We start from the raw sequence: 19,470 nt of genomic DNA on the forward strand, positions 1-19,470 counted from the left end.
CTTCACGCGCGGCCGAATTCCCACGTGTGGGCTTCATGTATGAGCGATTTCCTAAGGCACCTCCCGGAAATCCGTGGCATCAAAGCGGGTGCGCGAATGACGGACGGCTCGCCGTCCATTCCACGTCGGATCGAGCGGCATGGGTATCCGGCGGCGATCCCGTCCCCTATCTCGTACCCATCCCGTCCCCATCGCCCTACCAAGATGGGAAGCCCGAGGAAACAACCATCGAAAATCGAGGAATCAGGAGATGAACGAACTTGCTGGAACCGTTGGAACCCTCACCCGGCACTGGGCCATGTCCGCCCGCGACGCCTGGGTCCTGCTCGCCAACACTCTCCTCATGGTGGTGCTCATCGTCGTGCTGCCGTTCGACGAGAAAACCAATCGCGGACTGGCGCTCGCCGCCTTCATCGCCGTGCTGTGGCTGTCCGAGGCGGTGCATCTGACCGCCACCGCGCTCATGGTGCCGGTGCTCGCCGTCATGCTCGGCATTCTGGAGACCCCGGCCGCCCTTGCCTCGTTCGCCCACCCGATCGTCTTCCTGTTCTTCGGCGGATTCGCCCTCGCCACCGCCATGCGCATTCAGGGACTCGACCGGTTCCTTGCCAACCGGCTCCTGCACCTGGCCGGCGGACGCATGGGCCGTGCCGCGCTCATGCTGTTCGTCGCCACGGCCTTGCTGTCGATGTGGGTGAACAACACCTCGACCACGTCGATGATGCTGCCGCTCGCACTCGGCATCCTGTCCCAGCTCGATAGCACCCGCGACCGCAAGACCGTCACGTTCCTGCTGCTCGGCATCGCTTACAGCGCCAACATCGGCGGGCTCGGCACCATTGTGGGCAGCGTACCCAACGCCATGGTCGCCACCCATCTGGGCATCGATTTCCTGACGTGGGCGAAGTTCGGCGTGCCGCTCGTCGCGGTGCTCTTGCCACTCATGATCGCCACGACATATGTCGTGCTGCGCCCGCGACTGGACCAGACAGTCGTCATTGACAGCGAGCCACTGACATGGACCGGCCCGCGCATCGCCGCCGTCGGCATCTTCGCGGCAACGGTCGTCGCGTGGATCTTCAGCCAGCAGATCTCGGCGTGGCTGGGTGGCGTGAAGCAGCTCGACACGCTGATCGCACTGCTGGCCGCCATTCTCATTGCCATGACCGGCGTGGCCTCATGGAAGCAGATTCAGGCGCACACCGACTGGGGCGTGCTGCTGTTGTTCGGCGGCGGCCTGACGCTCAGCGTGGTGCTGCGCGACTCGGGCGCGAGCGTCGTGCTGGCGCAGGGCGTATCGAGCGCCTTTGCGGCGAGCCCTACGCTCGTGATCCTGCTCATCACGGCGGCGTTCATCGTATTTCTCACCGAACTGACGAGCAACACCGCCAGCGCAGCCATCCTCGTGCCAATCTTTGCTGCGATCTCGTTGTCGCTGGGCATGCCCGAAGCGCTCCTGACCATGGTGATCGGCATCGGCGCGTCATGCGCGTTCATGTTGCCCGTCGCCACGCCGCCCAACGCCATCGTGTTCGGCACCGGCAGTGTGCCGCAGCGCGAGATGGTGCGCGCCGGGCTTGGCATCAACGTCGTGTGCATTCTGGTGATTACCGCCTTCGCATGGGTGTTGTGGCAGTAACCGGCGCTGTCCGTTCGGGACGCGCCCGGGATGCCCCGGGATGCCCCTAAGGCGGGCACGTCACACAGAGCCGGTACAATCGTGAAAAAATACCTCCGGCAATCCGTTGCGATGATGTCTGCTTCACCTGCCCGAACTGTCCAGTCCATGCTTTCCATACGTCCCGTGCGCGGCGCTCTGGCGCTCGCCACACTCACGGCGGTGCTGGCCGGCTGCGCCAGCGCGCCGTCGGGCTCCGACCCGACCCACGCCCAATCTGCGAACGCGCCGGTCGCCGCGAGCGCCAATCGCACCCATCGCGCCGCGCCTGCCTCGTCGGCCTCTGCTTCATCGGCGCCCGCTTCGTCCGTCCCATCCGGCGGCGCCTTGCAAGCCGCCACGCCGCTGCCGTGGTGCGTGCAAGCGTCGCTGCGCGAAGAAGACGACCTGATGCGCAATTTCGGCGGCATTCCCGCCGGCGTTCGCAAGATCGAGGAAACGCGCTTCATCGCGAGCTACGACCGCAGCACCGGCAAGGTCGGCCCGCTCGATAACGGCAATCGTATCGTCATGGAGTTCGACGCGCAGGGTCACCTGCTCGCGAGCACCGACCGCGGCCGCTACACCTACGACGCCGAAGGTCGGCTGCACAGCATCAACGGCGCGAGCGTCGACTGGCAGAGTCCCGACGCATGGGTCGTGCATGCCGTACGTCATCCGGCATGGAAGGAGCAGGTGCGACAGGAAGACGGGCATCTGGAGTGGACGCGCACGGTCGTGTCGAACTCATCGAGTCTGCATCAGCGCCGCCCCGGCACCGTGCAGGCGCGCGCGTTCGACGACGAGTGTTTCGCGTTGTCGCGTCAGTGGGAAGCGCCGAACGAGGCACGTCGGGTGATCACGGCCGATGGCCGTGCGCGCCCGGCCCCCAGGATGGTGTCCTACCGGACGTTCGCGACCGTCGAGCGCAAGCCCGATGGCAGCCGGATCGTGCGCGACAACGGGGCCGCCGCCTTCATCGACGGGCAATGGCTCCCGCTGGCGTGGGACAACGAGGTATCGGAGTATTCGCCGCGTCACGAACTGGTGCGTGTGACCCGGACCGACGCGGCCACCGGCGAGCATCACGTGTCCGAGTATCACTACAAGTACGATAGCCACGGCAACATCGTGCGTATCGTCATCACGTCGCCCAGCGGTAAGTCGGGCGATAAAGTCGATCCGTTCGCGAACGTCTTCGTGCGCAAGCTGACGTACTTCGACACCGCGGCAGCGGCGGCGCCGACCGCGCCTGCTTCGGCCGCGGCTTCGGCCTCATCTCACGCACCTCACGCAACCGGCGCAACCGGCGCACCTGTCGCTGCGGCACCCCCGACATCGCCCTCGACCGACAAACTCACGTCGGCAAAGTAAAGCGGAACGTCGCGCCCTGCCCTGCCTGACCGGACGTGTCCACCAAGGTGATACGTCGGTCGTGCAGTTGCAGGATGCGATGCACGATCCGCAACCCCAGCCCGCCTTCGCGACGCGCACCACCTACGGTGAACGGACGCTCGAACAACCCGTCTCGCGCGCTCTCGGGAATGCCCGGCCCGGTGTCGCTCACGCGCACCTCGATCTCCGAGCCGACCGGCGCGACCGCCACCGTGATCTCTCCGCCCGAGGGCGTATAACGCAACGCGTTTTCCAGCAGGTTCGTGAACACGCGCTCGATCAGCCCGAGATCTGCTCGCGCCGCCGGAATCTGCGGGGCGAGCTGCGCACGCAGTGCCACGCCACGCGACTCGGCGCTCAGTTCGAATTTCTGGAAGACGTCCTGAATCAAATCCGTCACCGAGAACGGCTCCGCTTCGGGCTGCACGAAACCATGCTCCAGACGTGCCAACTCGAACAGCGACTGTGCGAGCGCCCCGACCTTGCGACTCTGGTCCAGCGCGATGCCCAGATAGCGCCGCCGCTCCTCGGGCGTGAGCGTCGCGTCCTTGAGCGAGAGCGTTTCGAGATAGCCGTGCATCGACGAGAGCGGCGTGCGCAGGTCGTGCGAGATGTTGGCAATGAGTTCGCGGCGCTCCTGATCCTGACGCGTGAGCGTACGCCACTGCGTGCCCAGGCGCTCGACCATCTGACGAAACGCGCGCTCCAGCACCATGATTTCGTCGTTCGGTCGCGCTTGTTGTGCGGCCAGCACGTCAGCCGACACAGTGGGCACAGGCGGCGGCGCCGCATCCATGTCGAACGCCCGGACGGTATCCGTCAGACGTCGCAGCGGCCGGGTGATGAGCGCGAACGCCGCCAGACCGGCGACCAGACACAGCGCCGCCACGAGCCCGATGGACCACAGCGCCGTATTGAGCGCCGCACTCGTTGCGCCGCGCTCGGCGAAGCGGTCGTGCGCCTCGCCCAGAAGCACGACATACACGTAACCGACCTCACGCCCGTCCACGCGCAGCGGGGCCGCGCTGAAGACCTTGCGGACGTCGGCATTGCGCGGATCGTCGCCGTAGATCGGCAGCGATTCGCCGTCGAGCAGCTTGTGTACCGGCCCGAGATCGACCTGCATGCGCCGCAGGCGCCCCTCCGGCGCCGCATGGCCGGTAATGCGTCCCTGCGCGTCGAGCAAATAGACCTCGACGCTCGGATTCACGACCATGAGTTGTCCGAACAAACGCCGCACGGCATCCGGCTTCATGCCGTTCGCGTCCATCAACTGTGCGTTGGCGGCAATGTGTTCGGCCAGCCCGCGCGAGAGGCCCTGAATCACTTCGGCCTCGTGCATGCGGTTCGCCTGCACCTGCATCCATGCGGACGTGCCGCTGCAGATGAGCAGCAGCACGGCGAAAACGACCGACAGGCGTTGCGTCAGTGTGAGATTCCAGCGCCGCATCATGCCGCTCCCGCGTCGGTGCCCTGTGCCTCGGGCGCCCCGTCGTTCGCGAATTTGTAGCCACGCCCCCACACGGTCAGGATGCGCGTGGGCTGCGCCGGATCGGCTTCGATCTTGGCACGCAGCCGATTGATGTGCGTATTGACGGTATGCTCGTACCCCTCGTGCTGGTATCCCCATACAGCGTTGAGCAGGTCCATGCGCGAGAACACCTTGCCGGGCTGGCGTGCGAAGAAGTACAGCAGGTCGAATTCGCGCGGCGTGAGGTCGAGTAATTTGCCGGCGAGCGACGCTTCGCGCGCGATCGGATCGATGAACAGCCCGGCGATCGCCAGGCTGCCGGCTTCCATCCGGGCGTTGCGCGCCAGCGCATCGACCCGGCGCATGAGCGCCTTGACCCGCGCCACGAGTTCGAGTACCGAGAACGGTTTGGCGAGATAGTCGTCGGCCCCCAGTTCCAGGCCAAGAATCCGGTGCACTTCGCTGGAGCGTGCACTCGTGATGATGATTGGCGTGTAGCGGGTCATTTCACGGGCACGGCGGCAGATTTCCAGCCCGTCCACGCCCGGGAGCATCAGATCGAGAATCAGCGCGTCCCAATTGCCTTCGGCCAGACGGCGCAGGCCCTCGTTGCCGTCGGCGCAATGCACGACGTCAAAGCGCTCGTCGCGCAGATGCAGCGTGAGCAGGTCGGCGATATGCACGTCGTCTTCGACGAGCAGGACACGGCGCGGCGATTCCATCAGGCGAACAACTCCCGGCAAGTGAGACTTGAAGGCCCCCATTGTGCGCAGAACACGCCGCCAGAGGTATCACGAATTGTTTAATTTTACGTGAGGACTTCGCTAACGGCGGCGCACTAACCTTCAGTCATCGATCCGGCGTGGATCCCCTCTGTGCCGTACCACCGCCGTCGCGCTCCCCGCTTTTTTGCTACGGCGGGGCCAGCCCACCCCGGATCGTCCCACTGACCGGAGGATGTCATGAGATTGTCCGATTTGTACCCGCCCAAGCCGCATAAGCCGATCGAGCCAGCGCAGCCTGCCCGCGCGGCGGCCGCCAGCGACGGCCCGGCGCGCGCCCGACGCGTGTTTCTGCTAAGCGCCACCGCTGCGGCAGCGGCCGTCGCGGCCGGGCTGGTGCCGCGGCTGATGCGCCCGGCGTTGGCGGCCGATAACCGGCATGGCAGCGCCTCCGAGCGTTTCGAAGTTGCCTACAGCGACGCCGAATGGCGCCGCCGTCTCACGCCCGGCCAGTACGAAATACTGCGTCAGGAAGGCACGGAGCGTCCATATTCCAGCCCGCTGAACGACGAGCATCGTGCTGGCACCTTTGCGTGCGCCGGTTGCGCCCAGCCGCTGTTCTCGTCGCGCACCAAGTTCGACAGCCATACGGGCTGGCCGAGCTTCTGGACCCCGCTCGACAAGGCGGTCGGCACGCACAGGGATACGACCTTCGGCATGGTTCGCACCGAAGTCCATTGCAGTCGCTGCGGCGGTCATCTGGGCCATGTGTTCGACGATGGTCCGAAGCCGACGGGCCTGCGCTACTGCATGAACGGTCTGGCGATGACGTTCCATCCGCAAGCCGCCTGATCGACGTATGACCGGCGCATGACCGACGCATGATTGCCGTGACCGAGCGCGTGACCAGTGCATGAGCAGTGCATGAAGCCGCATGACCCGCGCGCCGCCGATCCGGGTCGACGTCGCGCCCAAGCCATAGAAACTTGCGTTGTCCGGCCGTCGGTGTCGGACAACGCCCAGGGAGTCTTTCATGACTTTGCTCATCCTTGCCTATTTTGGCGGGATTCTGACGATCGTCAGCCCTTGCATCCTGCCAGTGCTGCCGTTCGTGTTCTCGCGTGCCGGTCAGTCGTTCTCGCGCAGCGTGCTGCCCATGCTCGCCGGCATGGTGCTGATGTTCGCACTCGTGGCCACGCTCGCCGCCGTGGGCGGGAACTGGGTCGTGCAGGCGAACCAGTACGGGCGCTGGCTCGCACTCGCGCTCGTCGCCCTTTTCGGTGCGACGCTGCTGTTCCCGAAGCTCGCAGAACGCCTGACACACCCGCTGGTCGCGCTGGGCAACCGTCTGACGCAGTCCGCACAAGGCGACGGCGCCACGACCACCGCGACCACCGCGACCATCGACGAGGCCCGCGGCACCGGCGCGGGCGGGTCGTTCCTGCTCGGCATTGCCACCGGCCTGCTCTGGGCGCCGTGCGCTGGCCCGATCCTCGGTCTCGTGCTCACGGGTGCCGCGCTGCAAGGGGCGAGCGTCGGCACCACGCTGCTGCTCCTCGCGTATGCGGCGGGAGCCGCCACATCGCTCGCCCTGGCGCTGCTCGTCGGCGGGCGCGTCTTTGCCACCATGAAGCGCTCACTGGGCGCAGGCGAATGGATTCGCCGCGGGCTCGGCGGCCTGATGCTCGCCGGCGTGGCCGCGATCGCGCTGGGCCTCGATACCGGCGTGCTCGCCCAGTTGTCGACCGCATCGACCGGCGGCATCGAGCAACGTCTCGTCGAACAGTTGGGCGGCCGCCGGCATTCGGGCGGTTCCGACGGTAATACCGTTCTTGCGCCCGCTGCATCTGGCGCCACTGACGCGCCTAACGCCACTAACGACACTAACGCCACTAATGCAACGAATGCGGCCATCGCGTCCTCACAAGAGGGCTCGGCAGCAGACAGCGCCGGGCGCAGCGAACCCGCAACGTCGGCTGCAAATCGTGCGATGGTCCGCACGGCAGCGAGCGAACCCGCACCGCTCCCGGTCGAAGGACAACTTCCGTCGCTCGACGGCGCGGTGCAGTGGCTCAACTCGCCGCCGCTCTCGGCACAGGCGCTTCGCGGCAAGGTCGTACTCATCGACTTCTGGACTTACTCCTGCATCAACTGCCTGCGCACGCTGCCCTATGTGAAAGCGTGGGCAGAGAAGTATCGCGATCAGGGACTGGTCGTCATCGGCGTGCACGCGCCGGAATTTGCCTTCGAGCGCGACATCGGCAACGTGAAAAAGGCGGTGAAGGATCTGGGCGTGAGCTACCCGGTCGCGATCGACAACAACTTCGCCATCTGGCGCGGCTTCGACAACCAGTACTGGCCGGCGCATTACTTCGTCGACGCCCAGGGTCGCGTGCGCTATCACCATTTCGGCGAAGGCAATTACGCCGAGTCCGAGCGCGTGATTCAGCAATTGCTGCGCGAAGCCGGTGCCGCCCAGGTCGCCGACGGCACCACCGACGCGAAGGCCAGCGGCGTTCAGCAAGCCGCCGACTTGCGCGACGTGCGTTCGCCGGAGACCTACATCGGCTACGCTCGTGCCGAAAACTTCAGCTCGCCGGGCGGCGTCGTGAAGGACGCCCCGAACGATTACCACACGCCGTCCGCAGTCCTCTCACAAACGCCCCAGTCGCCGCCGGCACTCAACACCTGGGCGCTTGCCGGGAAGTGGAAGGTCGGCCCGGAGCAGGCAACGGCAACGCAGGCAGGCGCTCGCATCGTTTATCGCTTTCACGCCCGCGACCTGCACCTCGTGATGGGCCCCGACGCCAGCGGCAAACCCGTACGCTTTCGCGTCACCGTCGACGCGCAGCCACCGGGCGACGCCCATGGCACCGACGTGGCCGCCGATGGCACCGGTACCGTCACCTCACAGCGCCTGTACCAGTTGGTTCGCCAAAGCGGGGAGGTACGCGACCGGACATTCAGCATCGAATTTCTCGATCCGGGCGTATCGGCTTACGCCTTCACGTTTGGCTGACCGCATGGGTCTTCGATCACCATCACCATCAACACCCATCAACACCGTCATCGAGGCGTCCGTCGACGCCAGGAGCATTCATATGAGCAAGCTCGATAAGAATTCACCGCAGGCGTCGCAACACGCGCCCCCCGCAGTCCCCGCTGGCCACGACTTCGCCGCCCCCCGCCGCACGACGCCTGCCACATCCCGTATGCGACGCGCTCTGCTCGGCGCCACCGCGATTGCGGTGGGCGCCCTCGCATGGCAAAGCGGTGCGTTCGCGTTTGGCGCGCAGGACGCCGTCGTCATCGCCGCACCGAAGCTCGACGAGCCGTCGACCGGCGCCCGCACCGAAACCGCCGTATTCGCGGGAGGATGCTTCTGGGGCGTGCAAGGCGTGTTCCAGCACGTGAAGGGCGTGACGAAAGCGGAGTCCGGATACGCGGGCGGCACGGCCAAAACGGCCGACTACGAAACCGTGAGCAGCGGTTCCACCGGTCACGCCGAATCGGTTCAGGTGACGTTCGATCCGCAGCAGGTGTCTTACGGCAAGCTGCTGCAAATCTACTTCTCGGTGGCGCACAACCCCACGGAGGTTAACCGTCAGGGACCGGATACCGGCACGCAATATCGCTCGGCAGTCTTTCCGATGAGCGACGCACAGCGTCAGGTGGCGACCGCCTACATCGCACAACTCGACGCCTCACACGTCTACAACAAGCCGATCGCGACGAAGGTCGAAAAGTACACGGGGTTCTACGCTGCCGAGGCGTATCACCAGGACTTCCTGACCGAGCATCCCAACTATCCGTACATCGTGATCAACGATATGCCGAAGGTGAAGGATCTCAAACGCATCTTCCCCGCGCTGTATCGCGACACACCGGTGTTGGTGAAGACGGCCTCGGCCAGATAAGCCCACGTGCGACTATCGACTCTCCGCCAGCTTGTACACGCGCAGGCGGTGTCCGTCCGGGTCCGAGGCGACGAAGGTGCGACCGAAGTCCATCGTCGTGGGCGCCTGAAGAATCGTGATGCCGCGTGCGCTCCAGTCTTCCCATGTGGCATCGACGTGCGCGTTCGACGCCACCGGAATCACCACTTCGCTACCGCCCGGCGGCGCGATCGCCGTCGGGGAAACCGAGTAGCGCGCCCACAACCCCAGCTTCAGCCCCGAGGGAAAGGTGAACAAGGCAAATCCGGGCGACGCTTCGACCGGCTCCACGTCGAACAGATCGGCATAAAATCCGGCGCTCTCGGGTGGACTGGCCACGTACAGATTGATCATGTTCGGATGCATCATGACTAGCTCCTGTCGTTCGTGTTCGATAGTTCGTTATCGATGGCTCGTATCGATACGTTATTTTTGAAGGACGCACGCGCATCGACCGCTCGTTGCCGAGCAACGTCGCGCGTTGTCGTGACGCCATCGTACGAAGGGATGCTGTCAGTTTTTGTCAGTAGTCGAACACCCATTTGAAACGCATCCGTGCCACGCGTTTCGAGCGTCGTGATGCCCGCAGGGAAGCGCGCGACTCAACCTTTGCCGGTTGTCTCGCGCCACGTCTTGAGCAGCGAGCGACGCCCACGGGGATAGCGCGTGCCGGTCACGGTCATCGCTTCGATGCGATCACAGCGGAAGCTGCGAAAGTCGTCGCGCAGTTCGCACCACGCGAGGATCATCCGCACCCGGTCGAAGAAGCCGAGCGCGAATGGCCAGACGACCCGCTCGGACGTTCGTCCGGCTTCATCGCGATAGGCAAGATGGAGTTTGCGCTCGGCACGAATGGCCTCGCGAATGTCGGTGAGCTCCACGATCATCGGCGGCAAAGGATCGCCCGGGCCGATGAGCAACGTGGACGCTTCGAGCGATGTGCGCAGATCCGAAGGCAGCACTGCGGCAATCTTCGCGAGGGCATTGGCCGCCGCGTCGGCCAGCGCGCCGTCGGTTCGTTTGGCCACCCAGCGCGAGCCGAGCACGATGGCCTCGATCTCCTCCTCCGAGAACATGAGCGGAGGCAGCATGAAGCCCGGTTTGAGGACATACCCCAGTCCCGGCGCCCCTTCGATGTGCGCGCCTTGCGACTGCAACTCGGCGATATCCCGATAGAGCGTGCGCAGACTGACGCCAAGCGAAGCGGCGAGCGCCGTCCCCGCCACCGGATAGCGGTGACGACGCAGCAACTGCATCAGAGAGAAAAGACGTTGTGTGCGGGACATGGCGCGTCATTATGCGCCATGTCCGCCGGGCGACGCAGCGTTGGCGCCGCCTCACTGGCGCTGACTCACTACCGCCGCCTCACGACCGCTGCTTCACTACGACCGCCTCACTTCTGACGCAGTTGCCTCACGACCTCGGAGTTCACATCGGCGGGCTGCCCACCGTACGCGACGCGCAGGTAGTTCGACAACTCGGAGACCTGTGCATCGGTGAGCCGCTTGTCGAAACCCGGCATGTCCTGCATCGCTTCGAGGCCCGGGAATTTCTGCGCTTCGACGCCGTCGAGAATCGTGACGATCAGATTGCGCGGGTCCTTCTGACGCACGGTCGAATTGCCCAGCATCGACACCGCGACGTGGGGCTTGCCGGTGCCGTCCGCCGCGTGACAGCCGGCGCACACCGCGAGATAAAGGTTGCGGCCCGCCGTCAGTTGGCTCGTGTCAGGCGTCTGCGGCAAGGGCTTCGGCGCGGGCGGTGCATCGCCCAGCAGGTACGTCGAGAGCGAACGCAGATCGTCGGGCGTGAGGTACTGGGTGCTCAGATGCACCACCGGGTACATCTCGCCGAACGCCGAGCCTTGCGGCGCAATCCCCGTACCGAAGAACGTTTGCAGATCCTTGACCGTCCAGCCGCGTGCGGCCAGTGCCTCCGGCGTGAGGTCCGGCGCGGCAATGCGGGCGAGCGCCGCCCCGCCGAGCGGCCTGGCCTTGTCGAGCTGGCCGAACGTGCCGCGCGGCGTGTGGCATTCCGCACAATGGCCGAGGGCGTTGGCGAGGTAACGTCCGCGCAGCCAGTCGGCAGACTGCCCCCGTGAGGCATCGGGCAACGTGTCGGTCAGAAACATCCAGTCCCACCCTCGCATGGCGAAGCGCATGTTGTAGGGGAACGAGAGGTCGTGCTTGCGGTTGGGCACTGCCGCCGGTTTCACCGACATCAGATAGGCATAGATGGCGTCGCTGTCCGCGCGCGTCATCTGACGGTACGACGTGTAGGGCATGGCCGGGTACAGCACCTTGTCGGGGGCCACCCCCTCGTGCAAGGCGCGGTAGAAGTCGTCCGCCGTCCAGCCACCGATGCCGTTCGTCTTGTCCGGCGTGATGTTAGTGCCGTAGAAGGTACCGAACGGCGACTTGAGCGGCACGCCACCGGCGAACGGTGCGCCGTCAGCACTCGTGTGGCAGGCCGCGCAGTCTGCGGCGCGCGCAAGATATTTGCCTCGGGCGATCAACTCGGCGGGCGCCTTCGACATCGATGCAGTCGATGCAGCCGAGGTAGCGGGCGCAGCCGATGCTGCCCCGCTCGGCGTCGAGGTCCCACTCGCCTGCGAAGGCGCGTCGGCCGCCATGGCGCTCGTCACAAGCGACGGCGCCAGGGAAGTCTTGGGCTTGGGCGGCTGAACCGGTTCGGGCGGCTTCGGTGCGCTCGAGTCGTTGCAGGCGGCCACGAGCAAGACGGCGGCAAGGCATGCGCCACGAAGGCTCCACCGGGCGACGCGATTGAGATGCATGGCGGCGGTGCTCATTTCGCGTCCTTCACGCACCCGGGCGTCTTGAGAATGACATCGCGCACGGCCTCGTAATACCGCACGTAGCCCGTGCACCGGCAAATCTGGTCGTTGAGCGCGCCGGTGATCGCAGCTTCGAGGTCCGCACGCGCGACCGGATTGCGCTTCAGACGTTCGATCAGCACCGTCGCTGCGTTCACGAACCCCGGCGTGCAGTATCCGCACTGGAAGCTGAAGTGATCGAGAAACGCCTGCTGAATCGGCGCGAGCGTGACCTTGCCGTCGGCGTCTCGGGTCGCGATGCCCTCCACCGTACGTACGGTCTTGCCGTCGAAATAGTTCGCCCCGGTAATGCAGGTGCGCACCGTTTCGCTGCTGCCGTCGGCATGATCGACGATGACCACGCATGCGTGGCAGATGCCTTGCCCGCAGCCGAGCCGGGAGCCGGTAAGGCCCAGCGTCTCATGCAGGAAGTCGATCATCATGAGCCCTGCGGGTACGGCCATCGGGCCGTGCGAGACACCGTTGATCTTCACCGTGACGGGAAGCGTCTCCCACGGCTGCCGGCCATTCGACGGCGTGGGCGATGCCGCCGCCCCCGCAGTTGCAGCGCTCGCAGCGCCTGCCTGACTTGCCGCATCGGGCGCAGCGACCGCGCTCGCGTTGTTCGTCGGTTGCGCCGTCGCGTCGGATGCTACCTGTGTCACCTGGGTCGTGTCCGTCATGCCAGTACCTCCTGGATCTTCTCCGGTGTTACCGGCAAATCCGTAAATCGATGGCCGATCGCGTGGGCGAGGCCGTTCACGATCGCGCCTACCACGGGAATCATGACCACTTCGGCGATCCCCTTGGGCACATCGGTCTCCGAGATCGGCGGGAGCACTTCGCCCGTCTGCGTCCATACGGCAACGTCCACCGCGCGGGGCAAGTGGTAGCGGTTGAAGTTCCACGTACCGTTGCCGGGGCCGTCCTCGTACAGCGGCAGATACTCGTGCAACGCGTGACCGATGCCCATCGCAAGACCGCCCTGCAATTGCCCCGAGACCAGTTGCGGCGAAATCTGATTGCCACACTCCATGATCGAGTGATGCGTGAGCAATTCGACCTTCCCGCTCGCTTCATGGACGGACAACTCGACGAGCGTGCCCACCGCACTGTAGTAAGTCACCGCCGCATTGTTGCGCTGCACGGGCGGGTAATACACACGCTTGCGGTCGATGGTGCGATAGCCGGTCGCGGGCACTGGCGCGGCGACCTGCATGCCGGGGTGCCCGGAGTCGGGGGCCGGTGCGCCCTTCGCGGCACGCGCGCCGTTTGCGGCGGCTGCGGCCACGGCCGGCGACGCCGACTTTGCGGGCGCATTGCCGCTGCGATGCGCCGTCCTGGCCGACACCGTCTGTGTGGCGCTGGTCTGCGCTGCTGCCGCTGCCGTGGGCAGAGCGCCGCCCTTGCCGAAGCGCAGTGCGATGCCGTCGACCGGCAGACGTTGTGTCACGCCGTCGCCGAGATCCCAATCGGCTTCGGCCCACTGCCAGCGGTTGAACACGTGCACGGTCGCGCCTGTCACGAAGCCCAGGTCGTACGCGGTTTTGGCGAGCATGCCGAACGGCAGCGCTTCGAGCCCCGCCGCCGTGAGCCTGCCTTCGACCCAGCGCGCATCTTCGGCGCGCACCACCAGCGGCGCAGCTTGCCCGCCCCCCAACCCACGACGCCAGATCGACAGCGCCGCCGGCCACAGCCCTTGCAAGAAGACCAACCGCGCTGCTTCGCGCGTGCTGTGAGTGAAATAGAACGCGGAGTTCGTCGCGCTCGACGGCGAGGCATACCCGGGCGACCAGCGCGGATTGGCCGCCAGCTTGTCCTGATCGGCCTGCGACATCAGATACGGATCGCCGCTGGTGACAACCGGCAATTCCGGCCACTCGGTAATGGCGATGTGGACATCGGTGGCGGGCATGCCAAGCCATTTGGCCACGGCAACGGCCTGCGATGTCGACGTTCCCGTGCCGATCTCCGCCGCAGTGTGATACAGAGAAATCTTGCCCGTCTCGTCGAACTCCACACGGGCGAACGACGTCTCCGCGCCCGTGCCGAAGTCCTTCTGCACGCATGCGAATCCCACGCCGTAACGGCGCCCCGGGTGCGCGGCTTCGTACTCCGCCTTCTTCTTGTCGCGCTGCGTCCACAACGGATGCGCCTTCGCCCGGGCGAGCACTTCGTCCACGCGCACGGCCCCCGCAGGAATCGCCCCCTGCGTGTTCTTCATGCCCGAGCGCAGGGCGTTCTTCATTCGGAAATCGATCGGATCGACGCCCAGTTGCGCGGCCATCTCGTCGATCATCATTTCGGTCGCCGCCATCGACTGCAAGGTGCCGTAGCCGCGCGCCGAACCCGCGTCGATCGCACGCGACGCAATCGCCACGCTGGCCATATCGCTTTGCGGAAAGTAATAGATCGACTGGGCGGCCGTTGCCCCCACCATCGCCACGGACGGCGAGAAATTCATGCGCCCGCCGCCGTTGCAGTCCATGTCCGCCGCGAACGCCTGAAGCATGCCCGTCTCCTTGTCCACGCCCATGCGATAGCGCATCGTGAACGCGTGACGTTTGAGCGAGGTCTGGAACTGCTCGTACCGGTCGTTGGCGAGCCGCACCGGCAGGCCATCGCCATACATCGCGGCAGCCAGCCCGTAGAACGGCATGTTGTAGTGGTCCTTGGAGCCGTAGCCGACCGTGTAACACGGATACACGATCAGGCGTCTGACAGGAAAGTGCCCCTTTGCCACCATGGCGGCGGCATTCTCCGCCACCTCGGACGGCGACTGCGTGGGCACGACCATGTGCAGCGTTTGGGTTGCCGCGTCGTACCAGCAATTGGCGTTATCGGGTTCGAGCGCTGCGGTGTCGACGGACTGCGTGCGGTACTCGCGCGACATCACCAGCCAGTTCGCCGGCGGATGCGCCAGCGACTCGCCGATCCTGGCGGCATGCGCCATGCCTTGCTCGTCGAGCTTGCCGTGATCGTTGCCATCGGGCCAGACGGGCAAATGCTTGCGCATCATGCTCGGGAAAATCGGCGCGTCCTTGAGACTGGAGTAGACGTCATCGTCATAAGCGGTCTTGCCGCCCACGCGCACATAACGGAAGCTGCCCCACGGATCACGCGACAACGGCCCGCTCACGTCGCCATACCGAATGATCTCGTCATGGAACTTGAGCTTGTCCTTCGCGAAGCGGAAACGATGGAAATCGCGATAAATCAGGATGGCGACGGCATGCCCGAGATAGGCTGGCGTCTTGCCTGCGGGCAGCAGCATGTCGTCGCCGTAGAACTCGGGAAAGGCGATGCCGTCGCGCGCGAGATCGTCGGCCGTCACGATACGGTCGGGTTGCAAACCGTCATCGAGCCGCGAGAGGTCGAAGCCGAGATACGGGCGATCGGCGAGCGTCGTGCGCAACACGAACGCATGCGCCTGTTGCGCGGGCCAGCCCGGCATGTCGCGTGCGCGAATGTCGCGGGCAAAGATCTTGCTGCCGGTGACTTTGGCGGTGCCGTCGATACGGAATCTGGCCTGCCCCTTGGCGGCGTCCCACGCCACCGGCGTGAGATTCCTGTCTTCGAACAGGGCTGCGAATGCACGGCTGCCCACCGGCGCGATGTACACGGAAATGCCCGCGATCAGCGACGCCTTGAGGAACCCGCGGCGCGTCAGTGCGAACCCGGGAGACGCCTCGGGGCTTGGGTTACCGGCGGGAGAGGATGAGGTTACGGACGCGGCGTCATGGCGAGCGTCGTCGCTCGACACTGCCGCTGTTGGACTGTGTTTTCTTGGCAGGCGCGGCATAAGCGTTCCGTCCGTCTTGTTTGGGGGGACGTGTCGCGATCACGAAGACGATCCTGCAACTCCCGAACGACAAAACGGCACGGCAACATTCGTGCGCTCACAACGACGCGCACGTCGAACGCGGACCCACGATGCTTATGCGTCATGCAATGGTCACGATCCGTGACATTCGCGCGCCGTGATGCGCTCGTGAAGTTCGATAAGAGCACGCTTCATGAGTGACACCGGACGTCTCAAGGCTACACGCCGACTCTCGGAATGACAAGGTTGGACATGACGCACTGCGTGAGAACACGGGGAACAGACAACGCATTGCGCACCGTGCGACGGGCGTGCGCGGACGATATTTGCGCTGCGTGATGTTGGCTATGCCAAACAAGAAATGCCGCTATATCCAGGCGGACACAGCGGCATCAGTTGGGTTGTGCAGCGCGTGCATCGGTTAGTCGACGCGCAACTCCATGCAGGTGAGATCGAGCCATCGGCCGAATTTCGTGCCCACTTCGCCAAACGTGCCGACCGTACGAAAACCGAGCTTTTCATGCAGGCGAATCGACGGGGCGTTCTGCGCTTCGATGGCCGCGATCATCACGTGCACGTTCAGCGCGCGAGCCCGCTCGATGAGTGCGCGCATCAGAGCCTCGCCTGCGCCGGCGCCACGCGCGCGCTTGTCGACGTAGATCGAATGTTCGACGGTATGGCGGTAACCGTCGAAGGCTCGCCAGTCGCCAAACGACGCATAGCCGATGGTCGTGCCGTCGCACTCCGCCACGATCACCGGATATCCGCGCTGGCGTCTCGCTGCCAGCCACTCACGTCGATTGTCGAGATCGACGAGGACGTCGTTCCAGATAGCGGTCGTGTGCGCCACGGCGTCGTTGTAGATGTCGCGGATGACGGGCAGATCGGCGTCGGTCGCGTCGCGAATCGTCAATGTGGCGCGCGGTGCAGATGAAGGTGAGGAAGGCGAAGATGGGGCAGTCATGTCGAAGATCCCGCTAACAAGTTACCGTCAGGTTGCCGCAAATCGCAGCGTCAGTGGCGCTTGCAATGCCTGACGTCGCAACGGTACGGTGCGTCGTCGCCGCAATGACGTCCATTTTACTAGAAATAATTTTCCAGTAAACTGGACGCCATGGATATCAACGAACGCATCGCCCGTCGTGTGCGCGAGCTGCGCAGCGAACGAGGCTACTCCCTCGACACGCTCGCCGAGCGCAGCGGCGTGAGCCGCTCGAGCATCTCGCTCATCGAACGCGCACAGACGAGTCCCACCGCTAACGTTCTCGACAAGCTTGCCGCAGCGCTCGACGTCACGCTCGCGTCGCTCTTCGACGAGCAGGTCGTGGCCGACGCCCCGCCCTCGCCTTTGTCGCGATACGCCGATCAGCCAGTATGGACCGATCCGGATTCGGGCTACGTCAGACGCAACCTGTCGCCACCACAACCGTCGCCGCTCCAGTTCGTGGAAGTGCGGTTTCCCGCCGGCGAGCGTGTCGCATACGACACCGGCTCAAGGGATAACGAAGTCTGGCAGCAGATCTGGGTCATCGAAGGCACCATCGAGATTACCCTGGGCGCCACCACGTGGCGGCTCGACACCGGCGACTGCCTCGCCATGCGCCTCGATCAGCCCATCGGATTCCATAACCCCACGTCGGCCACCGCGCGCTATCTCGTCGGCCTCGTGACATTGCCGTTTGTCGCCACAAGGAGAATGTCCTGATGTCTTCCGCCCAGGTCCTGCTCGAACCGCTGAACGGCGCACAGGCGCTCGCCGCCGTCGACGCGCTCACCGACGTGCTTATCGATTGCGTCGAAGGAGGCGCGTCGGTGAGCTTCATCCTGCCGCTCACGCGCGAGCGGGCGACGGCGTTCTGGCGCAAGGTCGCCGAGAGTGTCGGACGGGGCGAACGCGCGCTGTTGGTGGCACGTCGGCAAAGCCCCGAGGGGGGTGGCCACGGCGATATCGTCGGCACCGTCCAACTGATCCTCGATCTGCCCGAGAACCAGCCACATCGCGCCGACGTTGCCAAAATGCTCGTGCATCGCAGCGCACGACGTCAGGGCGTGGCACAACAACTCATGGCGGCCGTCGACGATGTGGCCCGCGCGCACGGACGTCACGTACTGGTGCTCGACACCGTCACCGGCGGCGATGCCGAGCGCCTGTACCAGCGCGCCGGCTGGCAGCGCGCCGGCGACGTGCCGAAGTTTGCGCTCATGCCCGACGGCGCCTTCTGTGCGACAACGTTCTATTACAAGCATCTCTGAGCCGCGAATAGCCGGGCGCCCGGCGTCGGGCTGCATCATGCAGCATCAATGCGGCATCAATGCAGCGCCGCCAGCCCGGTCAGCAATGCCTTGTGAAACGCCGCGGAGTCCTGCATTTGCGGCGCGTGTCCGAGTTCGGGAAATTCGACGAGTGTGGCGTTCGGGATCGCGGCCTGCGTCGTCCTGGCGAGTTCCGCGTAATGTCCAAGACGCGCCTGAACCTCTGGCGGCGAGAAATCCTTGCCGATCGCAGTGGTGTCTCTGTCGCCGATCATCAGCAGTGTCGGCACGCGAATCCTGCCGAGTTCGTACACGACCGGCTGCGTATAAATCATGTCGTAGAGCAGCGCCGAGTTCCACGCCACGATTCGCTTGCCCGGCCCGCGGTACATGCCCGCCAGCATTTGCACCCAGGGTTCATACCGCTCACTCCACTGTCCGGCGTAATACGTCGCCTGCTCGTAGCGGCGAATGCCCGGCGCGCTCGTGCGAAGTTCGCGGTCGAACCATTCGTCCACCGTCTTCGACGGCACACCGAGTGCCTTCCAGTCTTCCAGGCCGATCGGATTGACGAGCACCAGTTGCTGCGTCTCGTTCGGGTACATCAGCGCGTAGCGCACGGCCAGCATGCCTCCGGTCGAATGTCCCATGACGGTGGCGGTTGTGATGCCGAGCGACGCCAGCAAGGCGTGCGTGTTGTTCGCCAATTGCTGAAAGCTGTACTGGTATTGCGCCGGCTTGCTCGACTTGCAAAAACCGATCTGGTCCGGCGCGATCACACGGTACCCTGCGCCCGCCAGCGTATCGATCGTCTCCTGCCACGTGGCCGCGCAGAAATTCTTGCCGTGCAACAGCACCACGGTACGGCCGTTCGCTTGCGCAGGCTTCACATCGAGGTACGCCATGTGCAATGGCATGCGCTGCGACGTGAAGTCGAAGCGGTTCACCGGATAGGGATACGCGAAGCCCTGCAACTCCGGTCCATACGCCGGACCCGCGTTGCTCTCGGTATCGACCACCGCACTGGCGACGGTGTTACTGGCGACGGTGGGCGCGTTCGCGGCCTCAGCAGCGTAGGCAGACGAAACGAGCATCGCGCCGGGCAACGTCGACAGGGCGGTCAGAAAACTCAGACCGATGACGGTCCGGGACGAAACACGGCGCACGCGCCGATATAGCGATGACGGCATGGGACATGGGCGTGCGACGGCACGCAAAGTGGGACAAATAAGGATGTGACGATTCTGCCACGCTCCCCGACTTTGCGAACGGCAGGCGACTCCGTTCGCGACACATCCGCAAAGTCCCTCACAAACGAGGGGTTATTCCCCGACATGCTTCACATCTTTACCAATTTTCCGATGCCCACCGCACCGCGCAT

General features: G+C 65.0%; 16 protein-coding genes. 7 read left to right on the plus strand and 9 right to left on the minus strand.

Annotation, left to right across the window (positions count from 1 at the left end):
- The first annotated feature begins 250 nt into the window (after window positions 1–250).
- Together PCA31118_RS25565 and PCA31118_RS25570 are read left to right on the plus strand one after the other, a co-directional pair.
- Window positions 251–1,639 carry a DASS family sodium-coupled anion symporter gene (locus tag PCA31118_RS25565; protein WP_150627745.1) on the plus strand — a complete coding sequence of 463 codons (1,389 nt, stop codon included), beginning with the start codon at window positions 251–253 and terminating at the stop codon, window positions 1,637–1,639.
- Window positions 1,640–1,786: 147 nt separating this feature from the next.
- A complete protein-coding gene (locus tag PCA31118_RS25570; RefSeq protein ID WP_150627746.1) occupies window positions 1,787–3,031 on the plus strand; it encodes an RHS repeat domain-containing protein in 1,245 nt (414 codons plus the stop codon).
- Here PCA31118_RS25570 and PCA31118_RS25575 read toward each other — a convergent pair.
- Window positions 3,015–4,505 carry a sensor histidine kinase gene (locus PCA31118_RS25575; protein WP_150627747.1) on the minus strand — a complete coding sequence of 497 codons (1,491 nt, stop codon included), beginning with the start codon at window positions 4,503–4,505 and terminating at the stop codon, window positions 3,015–3,017. The two genes, PCA31118_RS25570 and PCA31118_RS25575, sit on opposite strands and share 17 nt — an antisense overlap.
- Window positions 4,502–5,245, minus strand: coding sequence for a response regulator transcription factor (locus tag PCA31118_RS25580; protein WP_150627748.1), 744 nt, complete (start codon window positions 5,243–5,245; stop codon window positions 4,502–4,504). The genes PCA31118_RS25575 and PCA31118_RS25580 overlap by 4 nt, the downstream gene beginning before the upstream one ends.
- 408 nt (window positions 5,246–5,653) lie before the next feature.
- On the opposite strand from PCA31118_RS25580, the gene msrB reads away from it, so the two are divergent.
- From msrB to msrA, 3 genes are all read left to right on the plus strand, one after another.
- Entirely contained in the window at window positions 5,654–6,097 is a 444-nt protein-coding gene (msrB, locus tag PCA31118_RS25585) for a peptide-methionine (R)-S-oxide reductase MsrB (RefSeq protein ID WP_150627774.1), read from the plus strand.
- Between the two features lie 181 nt (window positions 6,098–6,278).
- A complete protein-coding gene (locus PCA31118_RS25590) occupies window positions 6,279–8,264 on the plus strand; it encodes a cytochrome c biogenesis protein DipZ (RefSeq protein WP_150627749.1) in 1,986 nt (661 codons plus the stop codon).
- Window positions 8,265–8,457: 193 nt separating this feature from the next.
- Window positions 8,458–9,162 (plus strand): peptide-methionine (S)-S-oxide reductase MsrA, encoded by a 705-nt coding sequence (gene msrA / locus PCA31118_RS25595; protein ID WP_150627775.1) that lies wholly within the window; start codon window positions 8,458–8,460, stop codon window positions 9,160–9,162.
- 12 nt (window positions 9,163–9,174) lie between these two features.
- On the opposite strand, the gene PCA31118_RS25600 is transcribed toward msrA, so the two are convergent.
- From PCA31118_RS25600 to PCA31118_RS25625, 6 genes are all read right to left on the minus strand, one after another.
- The gene (locus PCA31118_RS25600; RefSeq protein ID WP_150627750.1) at window positions 9,175–9,549 is read right to left on the minus strand and encodes a VOC family protein; all 375 of its coding nucleotides are present in this window, start codon (window positions 9,547–9,549) and stop codon (window positions 9,175–9,177) included.
- 233 nt (window positions 9,550–9,782) lie between these two features.
- The gene (locus PCA31118_RS25605; RefSeq protein WP_150627751.1) at window positions 9,783–10,466 is read right to left on the minus strand and encodes a helix-turn-helix transcriptional regulator; all 684 of its coding nucleotides are present in this window, start codon (window positions 10,464–10,466) and stop codon (window positions 9,783–9,785) included.
- Window positions 10,467–10,573: 107 nt separating this feature from the next.
- Entirely contained in the window at window positions 10,574–11,812 is a 1,239-nt protein-coding gene (locus PCA31118_RS25610; RefSeq protein WP_150627776.1) for a cytochrome c, read from the minus strand.
- Between the two features lie 173 nt (window positions 11,813–11,985).
- Complete coding sequence (locus PCA31118_RS25615) at window positions 11,986–12,696, minus strand: (2Fe-2S)-binding protein (protein WP_150627752.1); 711 nt, start codon at window positions 12,694–12,696, stop codon at window positions 11,986–11,988.
- Window positions 12,693–15,683, minus strand: coding sequence for a xanthine dehydrogenase family protein molybdopterin-binding subunit (locus PCA31118_RS25620; protein WP_150627777.1), 2,991 nt, complete (start codon window positions 15,681–15,683; stop codon window positions 12,693–12,695). Before PCA31118_RS25620 ends, PCA31118_RS25615 begins: the two co-directional genes overlap by 4 nt.
- Window positions 15,684–16,257: 574 nt before the next feature.
- On the minus strand, window positions 16,258–16,800 hold the full coding sequence (locus tag PCA31118_RS25625) for a GNAT family N-acetyltransferase (RefSeq protein ID WP_150627753.1): 543 nt from the start codon (window positions 16,798–16,800) through the stop codon (window positions 16,258–16,260).
- Between the two features lie 150 nt (window positions 16,801–16,950).
- Between PCA31118_RS25625 and PCA31118_RS25630 the strand changes: the two genes are divergently transcribed.
- Both PCA31118_RS25630 and PCA31118_RS25635 read left to right on the plus strand, forming a co-directional pair.
- Complete coding sequence (locus PCA31118_RS25630; RefSeq protein ID WP_150627754.1) at window positions 16,951–17,541, plus strand: helix-turn-helix domain-containing protein; 591 nt, start codon at window positions 16,951–16,953, stop codon at window positions 17,539–17,541.
- The gene (locus tag PCA31118_RS25635) at window positions 17,541–18,089 is read left to right on the plus strand and encodes a GNAT family N-acetyltransferase (RefSeq protein WP_150627755.1); all 549 of its coding nucleotides are present in this window, start codon (window positions 17,541–17,543) and stop codon (window positions 18,087–18,089) included. The genes PCA31118_RS25630 and PCA31118_RS25635 overlap by 1 nt, the downstream gene beginning before the upstream one ends.
- Before the next feature lie 56 nt (window positions 18,090–18,145).
- Here PCA31118_RS25635 and PCA31118_RS25640 read toward each other — a convergent pair whose 3' ends face one another.
- Window positions 18,146–19,279 (minus strand): alpha/beta fold hydrolase, encoded by a 1,134-nt coding sequence (locus tag PCA31118_RS25640; protein ID WP_246190437.1) that lies wholly within the window; start codon window positions 19,277–19,279, stop codon window positions 18,146–18,148.
- Between the last annotated feature and the right edge of the window lie 191 nt (window positions 19,280–19,470).

This window comes from Pandoraea captiosa (assembly GCF_902459775.1).
Classification (GTDB): Bacteria; Pseudomonadota; Gammaproteobacteria; order Burkholderiales; family Burkholderiaceae; genus Pandoraea; species Pandoraea captiosa.

What these genes read in the sequence shown, in the direction of transcription:
- PCA31118_RS25610 (WP_150627776.1), bottom strand. Translation starts at nt 11,812, where the DNA reads ATGGCGGCCGACGCGCCTTCGCAGGCGAGTGGGACCTCGACGCCGAGC.
- PCA31118_RS25575 (WP_150627747.1), bottom strand. Translation starts at nt 4,505, where the DNA reads ATGATGCGGCGCTGGAATCTCACACTGACGCAACGCCTGTCGGTCGTT.
- PCA31118_RS25625 (WP_150627753.1), bottom strand. Translation starts at nt 16,800, where the DNA reads ATGACTGCCCCATCTTCGCCTTCCTCACCTTCATCTGCACCGCGCGCC.
- PCA31118_RS25630 (WP_150627754.1), top strand. Translation starts at nt 16,951, where the DNA reads ATGGATATCAACGAACGCATCGCCCGTCGTGTGCGCGAGCTGCGCAGC.
- PCA31118_RS25635 (WP_150627755.1), top strand. Translation starts at nt 17,541, where the DNA reads ATGTCTTCCGCCCAGGTCCTGCTCGAACCGCTGAACGGCGCACAGGCG.
- PCA31118_RS25600 (WP_150627750.1), bottom strand. Translation starts at nt 9,549, where the DNA reads ATGATGCATCCGAACATGATCAATCTGTACGTGGCCAGTCCACCCGAG.
- PCA31118_RS25615 (WP_150627752.1), bottom strand. Translation starts at nt 12,696, where the DNA reads ATGACGGACACGACCCAGGTGACACAGGTAGCATCCGACGCGACGGCG.
- msrB (WP_150627774.1), top strand. Translation starts at nt 5,654, where the DNA reads ATGCGCCCGGCGTTGGCGGCCGATAACCGGCATGGCAGCGCCTCCGAG.
- PCA31118_RS25590 (WP_150627749.1), top strand. Translation starts at nt 6,279, where the DNA reads ATGACTTTGCTCATCCTTGCCTATTTTGGCGGGATTCTGACGATCGTC.
- PCA31118_RS25570 (WP_150627746.1), top strand. Translation starts at nt 1,787, where the DNA reads ATGCTTTCCATACGTCCCGTGCGCGGCGCTCTGGCGCTCGCCACACTC.
- PCA31118_RS25565 (WP_150627745.1), top strand. Translation starts at nt 251, where the DNA reads ATGAACGAACTTGCTGGAACCGTTGGAACCCTCACCCGGCACTGGGCC.
- msrA (WP_150627775.1), top strand. Translation starts at nt 8,458, where the DNA reads ATGCGACGCGCTCTGCTCGGCGCCACCGCGATTGCGGTGGGCGCCCTC.
- PCA31118_RS25580 (WP_150627748.1), bottom strand. Translation starts at nt 5,245, where the DNA reads ATGGAATCGCCGCGCCGTGTCCTGCTCGTCGAAGACGACGTGCATATC.
- PCA31118_RS25640 (WP_246190437.1), bottom strand. Translation starts at nt 19,279, where the DNA reads ATGCCGTCATCGCTATATCGGCGCGTGCGCCGTGTTTCGTCCCGGACC.
- PCA31118_RS25605 (WP_150627751.1), bottom strand. Translation starts at nt 10,466, where the DNA reads ATGTCCCGCACACAACGTCTTTTCTCTCTGATGCAGTTGCTGCGTCGT.